At 59.6% G+C, this 23,359-nt stretch carries 18 protein-coding genes; 8 read left to right on the top strand and 10 right to left on the bottom strand.

The features are described 5' to 3' along the window. Nucleotides 1-3 precede the first annotated feature (3 nt). On the bottom strand, nt 4-1,011 hold the full coding sequence (gene sppA, locus TSACC_RS00290) for a signal peptide peptidase SppA (RefSeq protein WP_075077405.1): 1,008 nt from the start codon (nt 1,009-1,011) through the stop codon (nt 4-6). Between the two features lie 148 nt (nt 1,012-1,159). Between sppA and rsmA the strand changes: the two genes are divergently transcribed. Next, nucleotides 1,160-2,530 (top strand): 16S rRNA (adenine(1518)-N(6)/adenine(1519)-N(6))-dimethyltransferase RsmA, encoded by a 1,371-nt coding sequence (gene rsmA, locus TSACC_RS00285; RefSeq protein ID WP_153811180.1) that lies wholly within the window; start codon nt 1,160-1,162, stop codon nt 2,528-2,530. A gap of 158 nt (nt 2,531-2,688) precedes the next feature. Beyond that, a complete protein-coding gene (locus TSACC_RS00280) occupies nt 2,689-3,813 on the top strand; it encodes a P63C domain-containing protein (RefSeq protein WP_084400075.1) in 1,125 nt (374 codons plus the stop codon). 313 nt (nt 3,814-4,126) lie between these two features. On the opposite strand, the gene TSACC_RS00275 is transcribed toward TSACC_RS00280, so the two are convergent. The 5 genes from TSACC_RS00275 to dprA form a co-directional block, all read right to left on the bottom strand. Then, entirely contained in the window at nt 4,127-5,071 is a 945-nt protein-coding gene (locus tag TSACC_RS00275; RefSeq protein WP_153811179.1) for a hypothetical protein, read from the bottom strand. Between the two features lie 316 nt (nt 5,072-5,387). Beyond that, on the bottom strand, nt 5,388-6,587 hold the full coding sequence (locus tag TSACC_RS00270; RefSeq protein ID WP_075077403.1) for an HlyD family secretion protein: 1,200 nt from the start codon (nt 6,585-6,587) through the stop codon (nt 5,388-5,390). Nucleotides 6,588-6,593: 6 nt separating this feature from the next. Then, nucleotides 6,594-8,447 (bottom strand): ABC transporter ATP-binding protein, encoded by a 1,854-nt coding sequence (locus tag TSACC_RS00265; protein WP_075077402.1) that lies wholly within the window; start codon nt 8,445-8,447, stop codon nt 6,594-6,596. A 79-nt stretch (nt 8,448-8,526) separates the two neighbouring features. Further along, nucleotides 8,527-11,004, bottom strand: coding sequence for a DNA topoisomerase III (locus tag TSACC_RS00260; RefSeq protein WP_075077401.1), 2,478 nt, complete (start codon nt 11,002-11,004; stop codon nt 8,527-8,529). A 2-nt stretch (nt 11,005-11,006) separates the two neighbouring features. Beyond that, entirely contained in the window at nt 11,007-12,098 is a 1,092-nt protein-coding gene (gene dprA, locus TSACC_RS00255) for a DNA-processing protein DprA (RefSeq protein ID WP_075077400.1), read from the bottom strand. Nucleotides 12,099-12,261: 163 nt separating this feature from the next. On the opposite strand from dprA, the gene TSACC_RS00250 reads away from it, so the two are divergent. The 3 genes from TSACC_RS00250 to TSACC_RS00240 all read left to right on the top strand — a co-directional run bounded on the left by TSACC_RS00250 (nt 12,262) and on the right by TSACC_RS00240 (nt 14,088). Then, nucleotides 12,262-12,660 (top strand): VOC family protein, encoded by a 399-nt coding sequence (locus TSACC_RS00250; RefSeq protein ID WP_075077399.1) that lies wholly within the window; start codon nt 12,262-12,264, stop codon nt 12,658-12,660. Next, a complete protein-coding gene (locus tag TSACC_RS00245; protein WP_075077398.1) occupies nt 12,657-13,193 on the top strand; it encodes a hypothetical protein in 537 nt (178 codons plus the stop codon). The genes TSACC_RS00250 and TSACC_RS00245 overlap by 4 nt, the downstream gene beginning before the upstream one ends. A gap of 67 nt (nt 13,194-13,260) precedes the next feature. Beyond that, nucleotides 13,261-14,088, top strand: a complete 828-nt coding sequence (locus TSACC_RS00240; protein WP_153811178.1) for a hypothetical protein — start codon at nt 13,261-13,263, stop codon at nt 14,086-14,088. Here TSACC_RS00240 and TSACC_RS00235 read toward each other — a convergent pair. Then, entirely contained in the window at nt 14,075-15,484 is a 1,410-nt protein-coding gene (locus TSACC_RS00235) for an ATP-binding protein (RefSeq protein ID WP_075077396.1), read from the bottom strand. The genes TSACC_RS00240 and TSACC_RS00235 overlap by 14 nt on opposite strands. Then, a complete protein-coding gene (locus tag TSACC_RS00230; protein WP_075077395.1) occupies nt 15,481-16,200 on the bottom strand; it encodes a response regulator in 720 nt (239 codons plus the stop codon). Before TSACC_RS00230 ends, TSACC_RS00235 begins: the two co-directional genes overlap by 4 nt. Nucleotides 16,201-16,371: 171 nt before the next feature. Between TSACC_RS00230 and TSACC_RS00225 the strand changes: the two genes are divergently transcribed. After that, nucleotides 16,372-19,581: an efflux RND transporter permease subunit gene (locus TSACC_RS00225; RefSeq protein WP_084400074.1), complete on the top strand. Its 3,210-nt coding sequence runs from the start codon at nt 16,372-16,374 to the stop codon at nt 19,579-19,581. Beyond that, nucleotides 19,578-20,657 carry an efflux RND transporter periplasmic adaptor subunit gene (locus TSACC_RS00220; RefSeq protein ID WP_075077394.1) on the top strand — a complete coding sequence of 360 codons (1,080 nt, stop codon included), beginning with the start codon at nt 19,578-19,580 and terminating at the stop codon, nt 20,655-20,657. The genes TSACC_RS00225 and TSACC_RS00220 overlap by 4 nt, the downstream gene beginning before the upstream one ends. A gap of 30 nt (nt 20,658-20,687) precedes the next feature. Here TSACC_RS00220 and TSACC_RS00215 read toward each other — a convergent pair whose 3' ends face one another. Then, nucleotides 20,688-21,215 (bottom strand): VOC family protein, encoded by a 528-nt coding sequence (locus tag TSACC_RS00215; RefSeq protein ID WP_075077393.1) that lies wholly within the window; start codon nt 21,213-21,215, stop codon nt 20,688-20,690. A gap of 162 nt (nt 21,216-21,377) precedes the next feature. Further along, nucleotides 21,378-21,938, bottom strand: a complete 561-nt coding sequence (locus tag TSACC_RS00210) for a carbohydrate binding domain-containing protein (protein ID WP_075077392.1) — start codon at nt 21,936-21,938, stop codon at nt 21,378-21,380. A 424-nt stretch (nt 21,939-22,362) separates the two neighbouring features. Between TSACC_RS00210 and TSACC_RS00205 the strand changes: the two genes are divergently transcribed. Then, on the top strand, nt 22,363-23,325 hold the full coding sequence (locus tag TSACC_RS00205) for a sulfotransferase family protein (protein WP_075077391.1): 963 nt from the start codon (nt 22,363-22,365) through the stop codon (nt 23,323-23,325). Nucleotides 23,326-23,359 lie beyond the last annotated feature (34 nt).

Genomic DNA, 23,359 nt, shown 5'->3' with positions numbered 1-23,359 from the left:
GGCTTAAGGCGCGAAGATGGCGGGCATCAGGTACACCCGGCCGGGCTGGAGCTTGGGAAGGTTTTCGAAGACGTCCACCTTGATGGCCGGCGTCTTGGTCTCGCTGAAGGCGCGGAAGAGGCTGGCAAAAGTCACCACGCGCTTGTAGCGCACGATTTGCGCGCCGGGGGCCTTGCCGAGTTCGCGGGCCTTGGCGTAGGCATCCTCGATGTAGCCGAGTTGATCGACCAGCTTGGCGTCGAATGCGTCGACTCCGCTGAGGATGCGGCCATCGGCCACGCCGTTGCGGAGAGTATTCTCATCGATCTTGCGGGCCTTGGCGACGATGCCGACGAAGCGGCCGTAGCTTTGCATCACGAGACCCTCGACATAGGCGCGCTCCTCGGGGCTCATCTCACGGGCGCCATTGAGCATGTCCTTGAACTTTCCGCTCTTGAAGACCACCGACTCCAGGCCGATTTTTCCAAAGAGCTCCCGGTAGTTCAGAGTGGAAATGATGACGCCGATCGACCCGGTGAAGGTCGTGTCGTTGCACATGATCCAGGAGGCGCCGCAGGCGGTGTAGTACGCGCCGGAGGCTCCGATGGAGTTGAAGTAGATGATGGAGGGCTTGTGGCGGCTGAATTCCTTCAGGCTGTTGTAGAGCACATCCGAGGCGGTGACCTCGCCGCCAGGGCTGTCGACGGAGATGATGACGGCTTTCACCCGGTCGTCGTCGCGGGCTTGTTCCAGGGCGCGCTTGAAATCATTCACCATGTCCTCGCCGAGCGGGCCGGGCGCACCGTGGGCGATGACTCCCTCCAGCGGGATGACCGCGATGCGGGAGGACGACGTGGTGCCCTCCTTTTCCACGACCTCCTCAAACTCCCGAGGTCGGAGCACCTTCACGCCAGCCACGCTGGTCGAGCCCTTGAAGCTCCCGATGAGAGCGAAGAAGAGGAGCAGGTTCGCAAACATGCTGATGCAAACCAGGAAGAAGAGCGCGAGAATGACACAACCCGACTTTTTCATGGAAAGGCCGTACCCTGACTGATGTTGGCTCCTGTCTCAAGCGGTATCCGAGGGAATTGCCGCAAGGCGATTTTCCCAGTTGACAGCCGATTGTGAATAACTTGCGAAAAAATCCCCACTTTCCTCCGCAAGCCCTCACCTCGTGTTTGTGAAACGGAGTTCTTTCCTGTATCCCAAGTGCATGACGCTCACGGAAATCCAGCATGCTCTGGCCGAATTGGAAACCCGGCCTCGCCAGAGCCTGGGGCAGAACTTTTTACACGATCAAAACATCGCCCGCTGGATCGCTGCGCAACTGTCGTTGCGTGAGGGTGAGCACGTCGTGGAAGTCGGGCCGGGGCTGGGGTCGCTCAGCGAGTGTCTGGTGCAGCCGGGGGTGACTGTCACGCTCATCGAGAAGGATGGTCTCATGGTGGAGTGGCTGAGCAAAAAATTCGCGGGTCAGCCCGTAGAACTGTTCCACATGGACGCGCTGGATTTTGACCTGCGCAAGCTCTACGGAAAGGGGCCGGTGAAGATCGTCGGAAACCTGCCGTATTACGTGTCAACCCCACTGATCGCGAAATACGCATCCGCCCTCTCACCCGCATCAATACTTGTTCTGATGCTCCAGCACGAGGTGGCGGCGAGGCTCGCGGCGACTCCGGGCACGAAGGATTTTGGCGCGATGAGCGTGTGCACCGCGCGGAGGTGGAAGGTGAGCTACGCGAAGAAAATTCCGCACACCGTTTTCTTCCCGCAGCCCAAGGTCGCGTCGGCTGTCGTCATCCTCGAAAAGAAGAGCGCCGACGAGGTGCCCGCGTGCGATGAAGCGCTCTTTGAGTACCTCGTGCGCAAGGGATTTTCCGAACGCCGCAAACAGCTGCGCAAGCTCCTGCCGGAGTACCGGGAATTGTGGCCCGACGCCTGCGCTGCGCTGGGTCTCCCGGAGACCGTGCGGGCGGAGGAGTTGTCATTACAACAGTGGGAAAAGCTCACGCAGATGGTGGCTCCGGCCAGGGCGCAAAGCGGTGACGAAATGTTTGACATCGTGGACGAATCTGATCGCGTCATCGGCTCGGAGACGCGGAATACTGTCCATGTGAATAACTTCCGCCATCGGGCTGTTCACATGCTGATTTTCAACCAGGCCGGGGAGCTCTTCCTGCAAAAGCGCTCGATCTGGAAGGACAAGAATCCTGGCGTCTGGGACTCCAGCGCAGCGGGACATGTCGATGCCGGGGAAACCTACGACGGAGCGGCGGAACGTGAAATTCTGGAGGAATTGGGAATTCGGATTCCGCTGGAGAAATTCGGTCGCCTCGGGTGCTCGGCGGAGACCGGCTTTGAGTTCATCGAGCTGTACTCCGGCACCCACGACGGCCCGTTTGTCCTCCCCCGCATGGAACTGGAAACCGGCGCGTTTTTCGCGATGCCCCAGGTACGCGAGTGGCTCGCCCGGACCCCGCAGGACTTCAGCCCTGTCTTCCGCCAGGTGCTTGCAGCCTACGACGCCGCAAAGGGGGGTAGAGGGGGGTGAGAGATGGTGGCGCAAGTGGACACTCCGGGCCGGGTGTAAAAAGGGCGAACAGGCAGAGTGGAAATTCGTAAATGAAATTCGATGCTATCAAAGCTGTAAAGGTTGCCTCATCAGAAAAACTGATTGACTGTTTTTTGGTTTACTGATACTTTGCCTTTATGCGACACGGCATAGCGGGAAGGATCATTGAAAAGTTTGGCGGGCAATCCGCTTTGGCGACCCTCATCGGAAAGGGACAAACAACAGTTCAATATTGGGCGTCAAAAGGGCATATCCCGGCGAAATGGCAACCCAAGCTACTGGAACTTGCCGAGCAGAAGGGGATTGATCTTTCACCTGCTGACTTCATTGCTACCCCTGAAGTTATCGTTGATCAGGTTTATATTCCAAAAGCTACGCACTGGGGTTCTCTTAAAATCGGGGAGGTTGAAATTCCTTGCTATGTTCTGGAGAACGGAATTCGCGTCTTCAGCCTGAAAGGAATTGTCGTCAGTCTGATAGGAACCGATGGTGGACAGCTTGCGGAGTACCTAAAAGTAAAGGTGCTGCAGCCATATCTGCCGAAAGATTTGATTCCTGCAGAAAATGGTAAGGTTTCGGCCCTTTTTCAGTTCGATACCGGGGCATCTGGGATTGCGCAACATGCTCTGGGCTTGGATGTTGAGAAGTTTATGGATCTCTGCGGAGCCTATTCAAGTGCGCTGCAGAATTTTGCCTCTGGCGCAAGCGACTCAAAGCTAACCGCGCGCCAAATGGAGATCGCCGTCAAGGCGAGCACGTTTCTCCGAGCCGCAGCGAAGACGGGAATTGTTGCTCTCGTTGATGAAGCCACCGGCTACCAATACGACCGCCCTGTTGATGCTCTCCAATTGAAAATGAAAATCTTCTTGGAGGAAGAAATGAGGAAATGGGAAAAGACTTTCCCGGATCAATTGTGGGTGGAATTCGGTAGGCTCACCAAATGGAGCGGCCAGCTTCACCATCGCCCGAAATACTGGGGCAAATTGGTTATGGAACTGATTTACGGATACCTAGATAAAGATGTTGCAAAATGGCTTAAAGATCATGCCCCCAAGCCGATTGCTGGTCAAAATTATCATCAATGGATGAGTAGTCAATACGGTCTTAAGAAATTGATTGAACATATTTGGATGGTGGTAGGCATGGCGTCAGCCTGTGAAACAATGTCCGAGCTGCGCCGCCGTATGGCCGAGAAATTTGGTCGTATTCCCGTTCAACTCACTATGTATCTTCCGCCGAAATCGACGGGTGAGTCTGAGTGATTTCAGTTTTAAATGTGGGGGGCTGGAGTGAATGGCATTAATATAATGAGCCTTTTCGAGTGCGCAATTGAACCGGCCAAACGCTCAAAAAGCCGCTGGAAGCAGGCTCAACCCTCGGCAGTCAGACTCTCGGTTGGCCCGTAAATTTACTGAAACGAATGGGTCAGGAGCAGCCAAGTCAACACCTGCGGCGCTCTCCGACAGAGCAAAACGCTCCCAAATAGGCGTTATCTTAATGCCATTCAGGCGCCTGCCCCCTTCTCTCGTGCGTAATTTAGTTTGAATGGTTACAATAGGTTAAACGTGGCGCCTGTTATGGGGTATTCTTGGTTTCGGGCAGTCTCACGCCTGTGCGCTCCACAAACGAGAAGTTGAGTCCTGTCAGCAATTGGTCGAGGAAACACTCCGTGCATTGCAGATGCTGCAAAGTCACTTGGAGCGGATGGCCCTCCTTGAAATCATAACCGATGTTAAGTTTCGAAGCGGAAAAGTCACCCAGCTCCTTCGGAACCTTCGCGTTCGGGTGAATAAGGCAATTCCGAAGAATGCAGACCCCGTTGAGACAGTCAGCCCAGGTTTCCAGCGTTGTGTGTTTGTAGATCGAGGGGGTCTTCAGCCCTGCGTGATTGCAGTAGGCGAGGAAAAGTTCGCGTTTTGATTTATAGACGGCGTTCCGCTGCCAGTTGTCCAGACGCTCGGCGAACGCTTCTTCCCACTTTGCCAAATCTTGTGGGCTGTTCATGGCATCCGTACGCAGTCTGCGAAGATTTTTGAATTCAGCCCCTTGGGTCAAATGCTCCGTGTGTTGCCAAAGAAATATCCGGTAGAGATCGAAGATGAACTCTTCGAGCGCTGAACCGAGGTCGATGATTCCCCAACCCGCGATGTAGGGGATGACGGACTGATGGTTAGCGGCTGCGTCACCTCCATTCCAATCTGCGATTTCTGTAATTTTTGACAGCCCGGACCTCTCTGTGCGAAGCGAGGTAACGAAGAATCGTTTCTTGGCCTGCCAAGCCGGAGCAGAATACTTTTCGACAGCGACGTCCAAACCGTTCAGGGCGAGGGCCCACTTGATGTAAATTGAGCGAAAGATAGCCCGCCACTCCGCGATCAACTCTGTCGACTTCTTCAGCCACTCGTCATCAGGTTTCCCCGTATCGATCAGAATGTTGTTGATCGGGACCATCCCGGACAACACTTCTGCCACATCAAACTTGCGATGGCCAACTATATCAAGATGGTTGCGAATAGGCATTGTGGCTAGGAGGTGAAGCGTCCGATTTCTCCGGGGGCGTTGCGTGTATTTAGGTATTCACCGAAGTGGGGATCAGGAGTCAAATGTCAAATTTAAGTTGCTTGGGCCGAATGCGTGATCGGTAGCGACGATGAGTGGAGGTCTGGAGATATGGGAGAGCGAAAATGTCGAAATCGTCATTCTCCCCTGAGGATGACCGGATATGGACGCATCCCCAAAGTCCTAAATCCGTTCACGAGCCCATTTCTGGAGTTAGGGTCACCGTGTCGGCCCCGGGTGGGCACCGGGCAGGGGGCGCATCTTTAGTTGATCTGCGTTAAAGCTTGGAGCCGGTGGGCTGGGGCTTCATGAGGAGGAGGCGCCAGAAGGGGCGGCGCTCGAGGACGATCTCGGCCTCGACGGTGGCGCCGACGGCGAGAGGGTATTGTGCCTCTTCAATAGCCGCCTTCACGCGATAGGTGCTCAGCCTGTTCGTATCGGCGGCATCCTCCTCGGAGGCGAGGTCGCGGTCGCGGGCGACCTCGGTGACGCGGGCGATGGCGAGGGGGGCGAGGCGGTCGGGGTTGTTGTTGGCGCGGAAGCGCACGAGCTGGCCGGGCTGGATGAGGTTCACGCGGTCCTCGGTGGCGTAGAGGCGCAGCTCGGTCTTGTCGTTGTCGTCGCTGATCTTGAAGAGGGCGGTGCCTGCGGCGATTTTTTCCCCGGGGAAGCGGCGGGCGGTCGTGAGGATGTTGCCGTCGGTGGGGGCGATGATCTCCAGGCGCTTCAGGTCGCTCTGGGCGGATTCCAGGCGGGAGCGCAACCCGGCGAGCCGGGCCTCGGTGACGCGCACTTTTTCGGCTGCTTCGGTTTGCGAGGCCGCGCCGTAGTCGCCCTTGAAGAGATCGTAGGCCTGCTGGCTGCGCTTGAGCATCGATTCCGAGGCGATGAGCTGGAGGCGGATGTTGAGGAGTTCCGTGCCGGAGGCGGCTCCCGTTTTCTGGAGTTCGTTCAGGCGATGGAGGTAATCCTGCTGGAGGCCCTGAATTTCCTTTTGGCGCTCCATCTCGACGGCGCTGAAGAGAAACTCGGCGGGGACGGGCGCGGCGGTGACCTTGCGCTGGGCGGCCTCGGACATGGCGAGCTCGGCTTCCGTCTGGGCGATGTCGGCCTCGATTTCCCGGATGCGCTTGCGGATTTCCCAGCCATCGAGACGGGCGAGCACCTGGCCCTGGCGGACTTTTTCGCCGTCCTTCACGTCGATGGTCTCCAGGATGCCCTCGGCCCGGCTGAAGACGTAGGCGTACTCGGCCGGACGCACCTCGCCGGGAGCCGTGACATACTCATCCATGGGGCTGAGGAGAGTCGCGGCGGTGAGCACGACGGTGACGCCGATGCTCCAGAGCATGCTGGTGTACATCCAGCGAGGCGGAATGGCCTTGGGAAGCTTCGCTAGCGGCAGGCGGTAATCGTCATCGCAGAGCGGCGATTTCGTTCGCACGTCGGAGCGCTTCGATGTGATTTCGTCGACGACCATGGCGAGTTAGTGGCGGGGCTCTGTCCAGGACCGGCGAGTGGCGCCGCTCATGGGGATCATGCCCTCGACCTGGGCTTCGTAGAGTTCGCGATAATGGCCTGCGGGGCGGCTGACGAGTTCCTCGTGCGTGCCGCTCTCGACGAGGCGACCCTGGTGGAGGACGAGGATCTGGTCGGCCTGGTAGATGGTGGAAAGGCGGTGCGCGATCACGACGGAGGTGCGGCCCGCCATGAGGGCGTCAAAGGAGCGCTGGATGGCCTTTTCCGTCTCGCTGTCGAGGGCGCTGGTGGCTTCGTCGAGGATGAGGAGCTTGGGGTTCTTGAGAAACACGCGGGCGATGGCGATGCGCTGCTTCTGGCCGCCGGAGAGTCGCGTGCCGCCGATGCCCGCGTGCTCGTCGAGGCCCTTGGGCAATCCGCGCACGAAGGTATCGAGGTGCGCGCCAGCGAGGGCGGCCCAGATGCGTTCATCGGGGTGCTCGCGGCCCATGCAGAGATTCGTGCGCAGCGTGTCGTTGAAGAGCATGGCATCCTGTAGGACGACGCCCATGTGGGCGCGGAGCGCCTGAAGGTCCCAGTCGCGGATATCCGTGCCGTCGATGTAGAGCTTGCCGCCGGTTGGCAGGTACATGCCGAGGAGGAGATTGGCCAGCGTGGTCTTGCCGGAGCCGGACTGGCCGACGAGGGCGACCATGGAGCCCGGGGCGATGCGGAAACTCAGGTCGCGAATGATGGGCTCGCCCGCATTGTAGGCAAAGGTGAGGTTCTCCGCGATGATCTCGCCTTGGAAGGCCTGCGAGGGCTTGGGCCGGGCGTTGTTCAGGTAAGGCTCCTGCTCCAGCAGGGCCATGGTCCGCACCTTTTCCGCGCTGGCGGTGCCGGTTTGCATGATCTGACCGGCGTTGAGGAGCGTGCCGATGGGGCCCCAGAGCATGGCCTGGTAGCCGTAGAAGGCGAAGAAGGAGCCAAAGGTGATCTCGCCCTTGATCGCGAGGATGCCGCCGACGAGGAGGAAGATGTCACCGCCGAGGCTGCTGAGCAGGGTGAGCAGGAGGTTAAGGGCGTGAAAGCGCGTCCAGTGGTAAAGACCCTCATAGCGCAGCGCCTCGCAGCGCTTTTGCAGGCGGGAGAGGAAAAAACCCTCCGAGGCAAAGACGCGAATGACCTTGAGCGCGCCAAAGGTTTCCGCCGTGGTCGCGGTGAGATCGGCCACGCGGTCGGACTCCTCGCGGCTGAACTCCCGGAGCTTCGAGTACGACACCATGCTGAGGATCGCGGTGACCGGCATGGTGGCCAGCACGACGAGGGTCAGCCACGGATTGATAAAGACCATGAACCCGACGACCACGATGACGAGGAAGACGCTGGAGAGGAAATTCCGCAGGATGCTGAAGATGGCGCCATCCATCTGGTTCACATCGAAACCGATGCGGGAGGCAATACGCCCGGCCTCCAGCCGCTCGAGCTTCTCCTGCCGCGCGCCCATGAGGCGGAGCGCGGTATTCAGGCGCACGTCGTAGAGCGAGTTGCGGGTGATCTGGAGGATGTAATGACATTGCCAACCTCCCAGCAGGCTGCCGACGACTTTCAGGAACACGCCGAGGGCGACGATGCCGGTCATCATCCAGACGGTGTGCGAGATGCCCAGCCAGCCGGAAACCTCGTGGCCTGCCGCCGCGCCGCCGCGGAAAATCAGGTCATCGATGATGATCTTGCCGAGGTACGGCGTGGGGGCGCTCACCAGGCTGGAGAGGAAGCCCAGGAGGATGATGACCCCCAGAAGACGAGGGTAGCGCAGGGTAAGATCGACAAGAATTCGAAAACCCGACGGGGACGATTGACTGGCCTCAGGGCTGGTCATTGAACAACGACGCCACCTAAACACGATCCCGCGATATGTAAAGCGGAACCCTAATATTTATGAAAATAAGCTAATGCGATCAGGCCGCAGCCGCGGAGGAAGCCGCTCGCGCCGAGGTCTTTTTGGCCGCGGGTTTGCGGGGCTCGAACTCGAACGCCACGCGCGTGCCCTCCAGCTTGAGGAAGGCCGAGAACGGCTTGCCCTTCTTGGAGATGAAGCGCGGGATGAGGTCGGTCTTGCCGTTTTCCGCGAGCTTGATGACCTGCTCTGCAGGAATCTCCCGCTGGCAGATGGATTTGCCCATACGGAACTTGCACTTGCCCGTGTTGTCGCACTGGTAGGCGCTGCCGGTGTCGCGCACGGAGCCGGTCTTGCAGACCGGGCAGGTGGTGATGACGGGCAGGGCGGAAAAGTCGATGGTCTGCGCCTCGGCGGCGTCGGACGTGCCAAAGTCGAAGCTCTGCTTAAACTCCGGGTCGAGCTTGATGACGGCGGAAAAGGGACGACCGAGCTTGCTGCGGAAGCCCTCCAGCGGGCCGACGGCTCCTTTTTCGAGAAGGGTCTGCACTTCCTCGCGCTCGAGTTCGCGTCCGGCCATGTTTTTCCAGACGAGGAGGGCGCAGGATTTGCACTCGTAGGCCTTGTAGGATTCCTTGAAGCCGACGTTGCCGCACTTTGGGCACTTGGCTTCCAGGTCGTGGAATTGTCCCTCGACGGCGTCTCCCGAGTAGTCCTTGGCCTTGGCGACGATCTCCTCGGTGAAGTGCCGAATCTCGTCCATGAACTGCGGACGGGGCATGGCGCCGCGCTCCATCTGCTTGAGCTTGAACTCCCACTCGCCCGTGAGTTCCGGGGAGGTGAGGGCATTGATGCCGATGCCGCGCAGGAGATTGATGAGCGAGAGGCCCTTCTGGGTCACGATGAGGTCGCGGCCCTGGCGGTTGATGTAGGAATCGAGGATGAGCCCTTCGATGATCTGGGCGCGCGTGGCCGGGGTGCCGAGGCCGCGCTGGCTCATGGCCTCGCGGAGTTCCTCGTCCTCGACGAGCTTGCCCGCGCCTTCCATGGCGGAAAGCAGGGTGGCTTCCGTGAACCGCGCCGGCGGCTTGGTCTCGTTCTGTTTGACCTCGGTATTCTCGGTCTGGGCGGTTTCGCCCGAGACGACGGGGCAAAGGGTCTGGTCGTCGCCCGTGGCGGCCTGCTTGCCGTAAACGGCCATCCACCCCGGGTTGACGATGATCTTGCCATCGCTCTTGAAGGGTTCGCCCTCGACGCGCGTGATGCGGGTCGTGATCTCAAACTCGGCGGCGGGATAGAAGACGGCGATGAACCGGCGGGCCACCATGTCGTAGACCTTCATCTCGATCTCATCGAGATTTTTGGGCGCAACGCCGGTCGGGATGATGGCGTGGTGGTCGGTGACCTTGGCGTCGTTGAAGATGCGCTTGTTTGGACGCACCCAGCCCTGGGAAAGCGCCTTCTGCGCATGCCCGGCGAGCTCCGGGTTGTCGAACTTGGTCAGCGCGGCCTTCACATTGCCCACGTAATCCTCGGGCAGGTAGCGCGAGTCGGTACGCGGGTAGGTGAGGACCTTGTGCTTTTCGTAGAGCGCCTGGGCGATTTGCAGCGTGCGGCGGGCGCTGAGCGAGAAACGCGAGTTGGCCTCGCGCTGGAGCGTCGTCAGGTCGTAAAGCTGGGGCGAGATCTGGGTGGCGGGCTTTTTCTCCTCGGTGACGATACCGGGTTTGCCCAGGCACTTTGCGGCAATGGCGTCGGCCTGCTCGCGGGTCCAGATGCGCTCGGCGCGACCGTCTTCGTCCGCGCCCTTTTTGAAAGCCTCGTCAAACCAGCGACCGCGATAGCTGCCAGCCTGCACGCCGAAGTCGCCGAAGACCTCGAAATACGGGCGGGGTTTGAAGCCACGAATCTTCACCTCACGCTCGGCCAGAATGGCGAGGGTGGGGGTCTGGACGCGGCCCACCGGGGTGAGCTGGAAGCCTCCGCCCTTGGAATTAAAGGCGGTCATGGCGCGGGTGCCGTTGATACCCACGAGCCAGTCGCTTTCGCTGCGGCAGACGGCGGCGTCGGCCAGCGGGCGCATTTCCTCGCCCTCGCGGAGCTTCGAGAAGCCGTCGCGGATGGCCTCGGGCGTCATGCTTTGCAGCCAGAGACGCTGGGTGGGCTTTTTGGAACCAGCCAGCTTGACCAGATAATGGAAAATGAGTTCGCCCTCGCGCCCGGCGTCGCAGGCGTTCACGACGACATCGATGTCGGAGCGCTTCAGGAGGCGCTTGAGGAGATTGAAGCGCGACTGCGTTTTCTCGATCGGCTTGAGGTCAAATTCCTCAGGAATGATCGGCAGCGCGGCGAAGGACCACTTGCCCCGCTTCTTGTCCATCTCGTTGGGGAGGCAGAGCTCCACGAGGTGGCCGATGGCCGAGGTAATGACATACTCGTCGTTCTCGAAGAGGTCGTCCTTCTTCGGGATTTTGCCGAGAGCACGGGCGAGGTCCGCGGCTACGCTGGGCTTTTCGGCGATGACGAGAGTTTTGGGCATGGTCAGTTTAATTTTACGAAGCGGCCACCGGGGAGTTGCTTGACCAGCCGCCTCATTTCAAGGGCGAGCAACGTAGAAGAGACCTCATGCGTTGGCAACCCGCATTTGGCAATCAGGTCGTCAATCGTGGTTTCCTCGTCGCCAAGTGCCTCATGGACAGTCTTTTCTGATCCGCTCAGAGAAATGGCTGGTGCGGATTTGGTCAATTTGGGTGTTTCGGAGAAGAGTAAACCGAGGTCGTCCAAGATGTCCTGGGCGCTCATGACGAGCTTGGCCCCCTGCTGGATCAAGCGGTTGGACCCGAGGGCGTTGGGTTGGTCGATGCGGCCTGGGACGGCATACACAGAGCGCCCCTGCTCGGTGGCCTGCGAGGCGCTGATGAGCGAACCGCTTTTGGTTCCCGCCTCGACGACAAGGAGGCCAAAGGAGAGGCCGGAAATGATCCGGTTCCGCATCGGGAACTGCCGGGGGTCCGGCCTGGTATCCATGGGATACTCACTGACAACCGCCCCGGTGATGGCGATTTTTTCGGCCAACTCGCGGTTTTCCGGCGGATAGAGATTATTCAGTCCGCTGCCCAACACAGCGACCGTGCGCCCGCGTGCGGCGAGCGCGGCCTGATGGGCGAGGGCGTCCACCCCGCGGGCGAGTCCGCTGGTCACTGTGATGCCCGCATAGGCCAACTGGTAGGAGAGTTTTTTGGCGCACTCGGCGGCGTAGTGGGAGGGCTTGCGCGTACCGACCACCCCCAACTGAGAGGAGGCCAGTACGGACGGATCGCCCCAGACGTAGAGTAATATAGGCGCGTCGTGCAGTTCGCGCAGGGTTTCCGGGTACTCGGGATCGGCCAGCGAGACAACCGTCGCTCCAAAGGCTGCGACTCTTTCCAGCTCCTTTGCCGGATCGACCCGATCCTGCCACGAGACAATCGTATCTCCGGTCTCGGATCCGATGCCTTCGACTTGCCGTAGCTCGCGGGCATTCGCTGCGAGGATGGCTCCGGCGGAGCCGAATCTCGCCAACAGTCGTCGCACGCGAACCGGCCCCATGCCGGGAAGGAGGTTGAGCGCAACGAATGCCTGTGTCTCTGTCATCGCGGGTGCAATTAGGTGGCTTTCGCATGGAATGCAATCCTCCTGTTTTGCGCTGGAATCTCCGAGGGAGAGGCAAACTAAGGAACGCTACGTATCCAGGCCGTCGAGGGGACGGCCGTTGGCGCGGCTTGAGATGATGGGCGGAATGGAATAGAAGTAGTCCATGATTTCGCATCTGGATCACCTGGTATTAACAGTGGCGGATATTCCCCGGACGATCCGGTTTTATTCCGAGGTTCTCGGCATGACTGTGGTGCCTCTCGGTGACGGGCGCGATGCCCTGTCTTTTGGCTCCCAGATGATCAAATTGCATGAGGCCGGGCGGGAACTCGAACCTCACGCCGCCCGCGCCACGCCCGGCTCGGCGGACCTGTGTTTTCTCTCCGATGAGCCCGTGGAGGGCTTGTTTCAAAGCCTCGCCACCCATGGCGTCGATGTCGTGGAAGGGCCGGTGGTGAGGGCAGGGGCGGGCGGGCCGATTCTTTCCGTCTATTTTCGCGACCCGGATGGCAACCTCATCGAGGTGTCAAACGCCCTGAGCGAATCGGGGGCCGGACGATGAAGCGCGGGGCCGTATTGGCTGTCTCCCTGCTGGGTTTGCTGGCGGGGATGTTTTCGGCGCTGGCGGCGGATTCCAGGATCAGCGTGGAGTCTTTCACCTGCCCGGTGGAGAAGATTCGCGAGATGGGAATGGAAGGAATGTTCCTGCCCGGCAAGCAGCCGGTTAATGCGGGCAAGCCGGAGGAGTTGCCTCTCGACGTGAAGCGTCCGGTGCGTGGCATTCTCATTCCGAGCGTGAGCGCGGTCGTTCGCCGCGCGCTGGCGGCGGAAGGGATTGCCATCGTATCCATCACGCCACGGGTGGAGGGTGACAAGCTCGTGCTGGAGGCTCCGACCTTGAAGAACCCCGCAGCAACGATCTCGCTCGGGACCAAACCCGTACACAAGCGCGATCTGAGCGTGACGGTGGACGGCGTGGAAGCGGGGCAGACCAACGAGGGCGTGCTGGAGCCCGGGTCGGTGCTCGTTCTATCCGTGCCGGGGAAAGAGGCTGGATTAGCGACAGTTTTCTTCCTGCGACTAAGGGAAGCGTAGAGGCGACCTTTGTTTTTTTCTCCGAATATCGGGGAGAAAGGCTTAGCGTGAGAAACAAATGACGGCCATGGTGTTGATCTATCTGGCCGGGGTGTGTGTTACGCTGGCCCTGGTTCTTGCCTTGGTGATCGCACCGTTCTCATCAAGGTTTCGGGAAGGGCTGCATGCGGATGCACGAAAGTTCTGGGCGCTGGTGATCCTGGTGGCTGCGTTCTGGTTCACGCCGTGGGGATGGCCGGTTGGGTATGTGTCAGCTTTGTGCGATGTGGCCAGAGGGAGGTTCTTTCTCCATTCGATACCTATGAAGGTTGATAGTGAAGAGAGACGAGTTCAAGAGCGACGAGCGATAGCGAACGAGCTCCAGTTTCGTTTCGGGGTGGGTTCAACCGGTATGCGGGGATGCTTTGGGGGGCTGCCGCAGGATGATGAGTTCGATCGAGGCTACGACCGTGTCATGCTGGCTGCACTACCTGTCCATTTCGGGCGGGACATTATCGAAGAGTGCAAACAATCGGCCAGTAAATCGCGCACCGCAGCGGAATGGCTGAGCTTCTATTTTCGAAGCGTGAAACTTACCCAAACCGGGCTGGAGGTGGATTTTCCTGAAAGGCCTGCCTGGTGGGTGAAAATCGATGGCGGAGCGTTGGAGCGTATACCGTCAGGCCCGGTTAAGTTTTCTCGAAAAGCGGAGTTCCTGGGGCAATTTACGCTGTTTCAGATCTCGCTCGCATCGTTGGACGGGCGGGATTTTGTCGTCCTTGAGTTCCTGCCCTGGCATGGGCTGCCTCAGAGCGGACCGCAGGTTGCCGCGATCTCCGGCGAGGGGAAGGTCGTTGACGCACCCCCTGAGTTGGAGGCTGCCGTGCTGGCGTCGTTAGGCTCTAGGCCAGATTAGGACAAACCGGGGGAAGTTGAATCAGGACGCGGAGGCCTTTGTTGCCCTGCGAGAGTGTGATCTCGCCGCCGTGGTTGCGGATGATGGAGCGGGCGATGGAGAGGCCGAGGCCGACGCCGCCGGTATCGCGGTTGCGCGAACTTTCCAGACGAACGAAGGGTTCAAAGACGCGCTCGCGATCGGCTGCCGGGATGCCGGGGCCGTCGTCTTCCACGGTGATGTCGATGCGGTCGGAATGGCGGTGGAGGGTAACGCGGGCGCACTCGCCGTAGCGCACGGCATTCTCGATGATATTGCGCAGCGCGCGGCGGAGGGAATCGGAGCGGCACTTGTAGGGAAGCCGTCCCGGGCTGGTCAAGTCGACCTTGCCGCCCAATTCCGTGATATCGTCGCAGATGCTCTCCAGCAGGGCGTCGAGATCGACGACACGGGTGGTCTCCGCGGTGGATTCCGACTTGGCGAACGACAGCGAGGCCTCCGCCATGCCCTGCATTTCGTCGAGCGTGGCGTTGAATTTCTGCCGCATTTCCTCATCCGCGATGAACTCCGTGCGCAGGCGCAGCGAGGTGATGGGCGTGCGGAGGTCGTGGCTGATGGCGGCGAGCATGCGGGTGCGGTCGGTGAGGAAGCGGTTCAGGCGCACCTGCATGCGGTTGAAGGCCGAGATGGTCGCGCGGATGTCCTCGGGGCCTTCCTCCCTGAGAATCTCCACCTCGTGGCCGCGACCGAGGCGCTCGGCGGATTTGGTCAGGTGGCGGAGCGGGCGCACGATGCGGCGGGCAATGAGTAGCGCGGCTCCGGCAAAGATGAGCACGGTGATGACGAGCGCGGTGTAGTAGCCGGGAGTGAGCGCCGACTGCATGAGGTACTCCGGCTTGGCGTAAATCATGTTGAGGTACTCGCCATCGTTGAGCTGCATTTTGAAGCCAAAGCCATTCCAGGCCGCGAGGTCCAGGATGTGGAGGGGTTTCTGGAGGAGCCACGTGCCGCCGGGGAGTTCGCGCCACGATGCGGTGGAGAGCTGGTTCAGCATCGTCTCGCGGGCAAACATGCTCGCGGTGGGATTGTTGCTGCCAGCGGCGGAGGTGGGCTTGAGGAGGTGGTCGCGTGCTTCCCGCTGCCACTCTTCCGAAGAAATCTCATCGTGGGTGAGCCAGTAACGGGTGAGCGGGGTCTCGATGGTCTTGAGAACCGACTTTCTTTGGTTGGGGGGAACCCCTTCTGCGAGACGAAAGGCGGAAACGGCCCGACCGAGGCATTCCTCCCCAATTACGACCCGAAGCGCTCGCGCTCGTTCAAAGCGATAAATGAACAGGGTGACGATCTGAGAAATCGCCAGGGCCAGCAGCAGGACCAGAATCAACTGGCCTGTGAGAGTACGCGGCCAGATCCTCATGAGCGGGAAACCTCCGCAGTAAATTGATAGCCATCTCCCCAGCAGGTCTTGATGAACTCTGGCTGCGAGGGGTCGTCCTCAATCTTGCGACGCAGGCGGCTTACCTGATTGTCGATGCTACGATCCCAGACTTCCGCGATGCGACCCGAGGTAAGGTCGAGGAGTTGATCGCGAGAGAGAATGACACCCGGTCGTTCCAGGAAAACACAGAGGAGCCGAAACTCCGCGTGGCTCAAGGGAATCGCGACTCCATCCCGCCCGACGACCTCGCGCCGGTTCACATCCAGAGACTTGGGGCCGAAGGTGATTTTTTCCGACTGGGTCGCCTCCCGGATGGGCGGCATGCTCTGAGTGCGTCGCATGACGGCCTTGATGCGGGCGAGAAGTTCCCGGGGGTTGAAGGGCTTCGTCAGATAATCGTCACCGCCCATTTCCAGGCCAATGATGCGGTCCGTATCATCCGCCATCGCGGTGAGGAAAATGATGGGCACGGAAAATCTGGCGCGAAGCTCTCGGCAAAGGACGAGGCCATCATCGCCCGGCATCATGATATCCAGCACGATGAGGTCAGGCATGCCGGATTCCATCAGCCGGCGAAAGGCTGCGGCATTCTCCGCTGCGCTCACTTTGTAGCCATGCTCCCCGAGATAGCGCACGAGCAGTTCGCGGATTTCGCGATTGTCGTCGACGACAGCGATGTGAGGGACAGGCGGCATGAACGTGCATCATCAGAATACGCGGAAATCGAAAGGAGAAATCTCAAAAAGTGTAACAAGGTGTATCATTCTCCCGGCTCTGGCAGACTTTGTTACAATTTAGAGCCTGCACTGACACACTTTTGGGCGCCGGAGGTGCTAGGGTGGGGGGAACTTTGATGAACTGACCCTATGTGGATTGTCGTTTTTGCGCTTCGCTATAAATACACGATTGCCGTGTTGGCGATCCTCATCCTGCTCTTTGGGGTGATGTCGTCGCGTCGCATGTCGACGGATATTTTGCCACGAGTCGATAGTCCCGAGATCACGATCGTCTGGACGTACACCGGGCTGAGTGCGACCGAGATGGCGGCAAAGATCACCTCGTTCTCTGAGATCGCCATCATGAATAATGTGGATGACCTCATTGAGGTCAGCTCGGAGACATCCAACGGTGTTGGACTCGTGAACCTGACTTTTCAGCCGTACGTGGACATGAACACGGCGATGTCGCAGGCAACCAGTGTTTCCCAGACCATCCTGAGGCGCATGCCGCCGGGGACCACGCCTCCGCTCATTATCCGGACCAGCCCGTCGAGCGTGCCGATCGTTCAGCTCGTCATGTCGTCGGATACGCTGTCGAGCGGTCAATTATTTGACTATGCGCGACTGACCTTGCGCGGTCAGTTGCAAAGCGTGCCAGGCTTGCGCATTTCGCTGCCATACGGGGGAGCAGCGCGGCAGGTCATGGTCGATCTCGATCCCGATGCGCTCCATGCCTTTAATCTGACCGCGTCTGATGTTTCCGCAATCATTGGGCAGCAAAACCTCACCTTGCCCTCCGGTTCCCTGAGGGAGGGGGATAGGGAACTACCGGTGGAGATCAATGCCAGCCCGGAGACGGTACAGGCCTTTCTGGACATCCCGCTTCGGTCCGTCGATGGCCGCACGGTCCTGCTGCGCGATGTCGCCAATGTGCGTGATGGCGAGGCAGTGACGACAAACATCGCCCGCCTCGACGGTCGCAATGCCGTGATGATCTCGATTCTGAAACTCGGCAACGCCTCCACCATCGACATCATCGATGGCATCCTCGCCCGATTGCCTGAGATCCGGGCCTCAGCGCCTCCCGGCATGAGCATCGAGCCAATCTTTGACCAGTCGGTCTTTGTGCGTGCCGCTGTCCATGGTGTGCAGCACGAGATTCTGCTCGTTGGCGGGTTGGTGGCCATGGTGGTCCTGCTGTTCCTTGGTTCGTGGCGGTCGACATTGATCGTACTGACTTCCATCCCACTCGCCCTGCTTTGCTCCATCATCGGGCTGAACCTTACCGGTGCGACCTTTAATCTCATGACCCTGGGCGGGCTTGCCCTGGCCATCGGCATTCTGGTCGACAATGCCCTGGTCGAGATCGAGAACATCAAGCGCCAGATCGGACTGGGCAAGGACGTGCGTACGGCGATCCTGGATGGCGCCCGCGAGGTGGCGTTTCCGGAGTTCGTTTCGACCATCTCCATCTGCATCGTCTTTCTGCCGATCTTCCTTTTGACGGGGACGGCGGCCGACGTATTCCGTCCGCTCGCGATGGCGGTCGTATTTGCCATGCTGGCCAGCTACATGCTTGCCCGTACGCTGGTGCCTACGCTGGCTTCGATGATTCTGCCTTTTGAACTAAATGCGGAGGAAAAGGCAAAACACCGCAGACCCAATCCGCTGATGAAGACGCATCATGCGGTCGAGGGGGGACTGGATCGGATCATCAGGTTCCAGCGCGGAGTACTCACGTTTCTTATGCGGCGCAAGGTGCTGGTCCTCATTCCAGTCGGCATTGCGGTGGCCTTGGGCATATGGGGCGCGACTCAGGCCGGTCGGGAGTTCTTTCCGAAGACCGACGCAGGGTTGATCAGGCTCTTCGTACGTATCCCCAGCGGCATTCGCGTGGAGGATACGGCACGGGAAATGGCGAATATTCAACGCGAGATTCGCGAGATCATTCCCGCGAGCGAACTTCAGTTCATCGTTGAAAACATCGGTGCACCCAATCCCATCAACCTGGCCTGGGTGCCGAGTGCGGCGATCAGTTCCTCGGATGGAGAGATACTGATCCAGTTGCACGGCAACCATGCGCCGAGCGAGGAGTATGTCGCAAAGATCCGCGATATCCTGCACGAGAAATTTGCCGATGTGCAGGCCTTCTTCCAGCCCGCTGACGCGACCAGCCAGACGCTGTCCTCCGGGGCGCCGACGACCTTTGAAGTACGGGTCATCGGGCGGGACCGGGCAGGTAATCTTGCCATTGCCAGGGAGCTGAAGAAGCGGTTTGCCGAAACTCCCGGGGCGGTCGATGTCACGCTGCGCGAGGTGCTCGATCAACCGCGCTACGCCATCCAGGTCGATCGCGTGCGTGCGGCGACATTTGGCATCAGCCAGCAGGATGCCTCGCGTGCGATCCTTTCCGCGTTGGGATCAGGCGGCACGGTGAGTCCGAATTTCTGGTCCGATCCCGCCACCGGGTCCTCCTACGATGTGCAGGTCATCGCGCCGCCGGATAAGCTCGACTCGATCGATGATATCCTGAATCTGGTGGTGCGTCCGTCCGTCGGAAATGGGCAGGGGATACCTCTTCGCACGTTTGCCTCGGTGGTCGAGCGCCGCTCGCCGGCTACAGTCACCCGCAGCATGATGCAGCCGGTCTTTACCATCGTCGGTAACGCTCATGGCCGTGATCTCGGCTCGGTGACCAACGATCTGGAGAAGATCATCGGCGAGCTCCGTCCCCAGCTCAAGCCCGGCAACAAGATCGAGCTGGTCGGACAGGCGGAACTCATGCGCTCGTCGTACAGGGAACTGATCGGCGGCCTCGGGCTGGCGGCCTTGCTGGTATTTCTGGTGATGGTCGTGAATTTCCAGTCCTGGACGCTGCCTTTCGTGGCGGTGAGCGGACTGCCCGTCGCCATCTCCGGAGCGTTTTTTGGTCTCTGGCTCACCGGGACTCCGCTCAGCGTACCTGCGCTCATGGGCATCATCATGGTGGTCGGTGTCTCGACTGCCAACAGCGTGCTGGTGACGACCTTTGCCAAGCTGCGTTCCGATGACGGCCTCTCGGCCCTGCGGGCCGCGATCGAAGCCGCGACGACTCGCCTGCGGCCAGTACTGATGACAGCCTCGGCCATGATCCTGGGCGTGATCCCGATGGCTATCGGACACACGGAAGGAGGCGAGCAGAATGCACCTCTCGGCCGGGCCGTTATCGGGGGACTGGTGTTTGGCACGACAGCCTCGCTCTTTCTGGTCCCGGTGGTCTTTGCCGCCGTGAGGAGGCGGTTTGATCGCCGTGAGGAGCGCGAAACTGAGAACTCGCCGGAAATGCTCAAAGACTCTGAAGAATTTGCCCGCTCATGAAGATACTCGCCACCATCCTGTCTTTATCCTGCCTGATTGCGACAGCCTTTGCCGCCGATCCGATGGCGGTGAAGACCGCCCAGCCCGTTCCCGCTACCAAGGCGGCGCGTTATGAAGTGCCCGGTCGCACGGAGCCCTTTGAGTCGGCGACGATTTTTACCCGGGCCACCGGAGTCATCAGTGAACGGCGCTATGAAATCGGCGATGAGGTGAAAAGCGGAGACGTCCTCGCTGTCGTGGCCACCCCCGAGGTCGACCGGGCCGTGGACGCAGCCAAGGCAAATGTCGAGCAGGTCAAGGCGCGAGCCGGTATCGCCTTGTCCCTCTCCGAGCGGTCCACCCGCCTTCTGCAATCCCAGGTCGTTTCCAAGGAGGAGACCGAGCAGCGGCAGACCACCGCCAGCGAGACCGCGGCGGCGGTGAGAGTCGCGGAGGCCGAACTGGCCAAGCTCGAGGAGCAGCAGCGCTTCTCGACCGTCATGGCACCTTTTGACGGTGTGATCTCGGCGCGAAACTTTGACCGGGGCGACCTCGCGAGAGGCGATGCCGCGCCGTCCACAGGCTGGCTTTATCAGCTCGACCGTCTGGATACTCTGCGCTTTGCCGTGTACGCCAGTCCTGACCTTGCATTGCGGCTCGGTAAGGAAAAGGAGGCGCATGTGGAGTTTCGCGAATTTCCCGGTCGTACCTTCACGGCGAAGCTGGCCCATGTCAGCCGAGTCTTTGATACCGCCAGCGGAACGATGCGGATCGAACTGCTGCTGGACAATAAGGACAAGACCCTGCCGGCGGGACTCACCGGCACTGCCACCTTTGATGTAACTCCGCCGCCTAATACATTTCTCGTGCCCACAAATGCCCTGATTTCTCGTGAGGGAAGCAATCTAGTGGCGATCGCGGAAGACGGCAAAGTGCGCTTTATCGACGTACTGCCGGGCCGGAATCTGGGCCGAAATGTTGAGATCATGTCGGATGGGCTGTCCGCCCAGACTCCCGTCATTCTGAATCCCAACGCGATGTTGCGCGATGGCGATGCCATCAAGGCTGAGCCTACGCCCGCCGTCGCCGGGAAATAGCGGGACGACTTGCCGGGCGATGGCGGCGGATCAGTCCTGCCGCTTCGCAGCGAGGAGGCTTTCCAGATCGAGTGGCTTCGTGTACATCGAGAGTCCGCCGTCCGAGGTCAGCGGCCAGCTTTCTTGGGGCTTGTCCCAATAAAGCTCGACTCCGTTTTCATCCGGATCACGAAGATAAAGCGCTTCGCTGACGCCGTGATCCGAGGCTCCATCGAGAGAAATGCCAGCCCGGATCAACCGCAGCAGCGCATCCGCGAGGTCTGCCCGGGTGGGGTAAAGGATGGCAAGATGATAAAGGCCGGTTGTGCCGCGGGCAGGCGGACTCCCGCCCAGGCTCTCCCAGGTATTCAGCCCGATGTGATGATGGTAGCCCCCGGCAGAAAGAAATGCTGCCTGCCGCCCGTAACGCTGCGTGACGGCGAAACCCAGGATGTCGTGGTAGAAATGAATCGCCCGGTCCAGGTCGGCCACCTTGAGATGAACATGCCCGATGCGGGTGGCTGGATGAATCGGGGTATCAAGCAAGCGCCCGGAGGTGCCATGAGTTGGTTCGGCCATGGCTAGAGTAACGCACTTTTCGTGGAATTCGGCAAATGGCGACGCGGACCATGCAGAGGCGGAAGCGAGCAGGCGTCGTGCGATCAATGCCTCGCCGTCTGGCGCTCTCTGTCCGGGGGGCTAAACTGCTCGCCCGCCGGGCAGCCGTGGGGGAGGCGGTTTTTATGGGGCGGAGTTTGCAAGCCGGAGCCCATCGAGATAGAGAACGGCGTCCGCGCTGGGCTTGAGAGCCCACCCCTTTGAGGTGATAAGGACGGAATCGATCTTGTTCCACCCCGCGGGATCGCGATTAGGCTCAAACGCGCTGAAGGGTATCCACACTTCCTTCCATCCTTCCCAGTCTACCACGACACGGTGAGCATAGTACGAGAAGGCCTCGCGATCTTTCTGTGAGACAGCTACGATCATGAAGGATACCGGAGGCTTGCCAGCATTGTAGATCCAGAGTTTCAGCCCATTGTAGCTGGTCCAGTCATGGGGAATGCTTCCAGAGGAAAGTGATTCGTTAATCAGGTGATCCTTCCATAGGGCGGAGTGAGTTCCCGCCTTTACATGCTCTGTCGATAGCTCGGCCCCCTTCCAATTGCCGACATCGAAGCCGATGGTGAGCGAGTCCTGATCCGGGGAGACCGTAGGTATTGGCTCTGCCGCGTCGCAAAGAAGAGTGAAAAAGCTGAAGGCAGCGAGTCCGAGAGTTGAGAGCAACAAGCGAGGAGGTTTCATTGAAAAGGGGATTTGTTGGCAGCGTAGTCGTACCGCCTTCGCAAGCGAGCTCCTTGATGAACGAGTTCGTTCATACTGGAGAATCAGCAGGAATCCCCCTGCGCAGCCCTGCTCGGGTATGAAAGTCGTTCCTTCGGCGGAGGAAGTGAAGGAATACGCAAGACGCATGACTGTTACAACCAGTTGCTGGCTGATAAAGGCTTGCCCCCGTCAGCGAAAATCTGGAGAATAAACTCTCTCCGGTAAAGCGGTACAAAATCTGCTTGGGGCCAGGAAGGCCATTCACCTTCACGAAAGTTCGCGTCACTAGGTACGCGGAAGTGATTATGAAACAATTTCAAACTTGGAGGGTTATGATGTGTATGAACTTTGAAACTTTCTGGATTCAAGGCAGCAGCTCGATCCGGGTGAACGCCTGAGGAGAATGGCGGAGTCTCCATTTTTCATCGTCGGGTCCGGGCGGTCCGGTACGACAATACTGAGGCTGATGATTAACATGCACCCGCGGCTGCGGGTGCCGAGAGAGTCCTGGTTTCTTATTCCATTGCTCGACAGGCTTCCGCTGAAGGATCCGCTTACCGAGGAGGAAAAAGCGCAGGCATATGAGATGATTTCCACGCACTCCAGATGGAAGGATTGGGAATGCGGGGATGACGTCCTTCAAGCGGCGATCTTTTCCGAAAAGGTGACGGATCTCTCTTCTCTCGTGAATGAGGTCTTTCGCGAGTGCTCGGGGATGCGAGGCAAAGCGCGCTGGGGAGAAAAAACTCCCAAATACTCTTACTATGTCACCAAGCTGCATGAGGTATTTCCTTCAGCGAAATTTATCCACCTGTACCGCGACGCCAGAGACACCTGTGTGTCCATGCGCAACGGCGGGTGGTGTGAAGGGGACATCCATCGGATAGCCAGACAATGGACTGGCATGACCCGGGCGGCGAGATTGGGGCTGGCTCTTGGTCCGGAGCGATACCTTGAGGTCAGTTATGAGGATCTGGTGACCGAACCGGAAAGAAATCTCCGTTTGATCTGCGATTTCTTGGAGGAACCTTATGAACCGGAGATGCTGAACTTCTATCGCACAGCGGCCAAAGAGACAGCACCATGGGAGAACAGCATCCACGTGAAGACTCGCAATCCGGTGGGAGTAGCCAATATCGGTGGATGGCGGAAGGAGTTGTCTCCATGGGAACTCTGGGTCGTCGAGTCTTTTGCCGGCTCCACCATGCAACAATTGGGGCAACCAAGAGCGCTTCACCCGGTAACGACACCCCTGCGATGGGGCTTGCGGTTCCTACTGGACGCAAAGCTGCGGGTGATGCTTTTCTGGCAAAAAGTGAAACGCCGGATTGCTGTCTTCACAGACCGAGACAAGAAAGCGAATTAGGCCGAGTCAGTCGGTACCCCGGCATGCGTCGCCG

The sequence above is a fragment of the Terrimicrobium sacchariphilum genome (assembly GCF_001613545.1).
GTDB lineage: Bacteria > Verrucomicrobiota > Verrucomicrobiia > Chthoniobacterales > Terrimicrobiaceae > Terrimicrobium > Terrimicrobium sacchariphilum.
Note: the sequence above shows the minus strand (reverse complement) of the source record. Positions and strands in the feature narration are given on the sequence as shown.